Source organism: Rhodoflexus caldus, assembly GCF_021206925.1.
Lineage (GTDB): Bacteria > Bacteroidota > Bacteroidia > Cytophagales > Thermoflexibacteraceae > Rhodoflexus > Rhodoflexus caldus.
Map to the genome: position 1 here is coordinate 1 of NZ_JAJPRF010000040.1, position 527 is coordinate 527.

The window sequence follows — 527 nt, forward strand, 5'->3', positions numbered from 1 at the left end:
AGGTTGTACTACTACACGTCGGGCTATCCGTTTTTGGTGTCCAAACTTTGCAAAATAATTGCTGAAAAAATTCTGCCCCAAAAGGCAGACAAAAGCCGTTGGACATTGGATGATTTGGAAGCCGCCGTGCAACTGTTGCTCAAAGAAGAGAACAATACCAACTTTGACAGCCTGATTAAGAATCTGGAAAACAACCAAGATTTATACAACATGGTCTGTCGGGTGCTGATAGACGGAGAGTTTATCCCGTTCAGTCCCGATGCAGCTTTGACGCGCTTAGGACGGATGTACGGCATTTTCAAGGAAGTGCGGGGAGGCGTGGCTATTCACAACCGCATTTACGAACAGCGCATATATGCCTACCTCATTGCCCGACGAATTGAGGAAAAACAGCCGGAAACCGTCAACTATGTAGGCAGTCAATTTATCAAAGACGATGACAGCCTTGATATGCACCAAGTGCTGCGCAAGTTTCAGTCTTTTATGAAAGAGCAGTACAGCAAGCGCGATAAAGATTTCAAAGAGCG

Annotated in this window: 1 protein-coding gene; it reads left to right on the forward strand. The window is 45.7% G+C overall.

The window, feature by feature from the left end:
* Positions 1-527, forward strand: a 527-nt coding sequence (locus tag NDK19_RS16860) for a hypothetical protein (RefSeq protein WP_250633077.1), incomplete at both ends; no start/stop codon positions are given.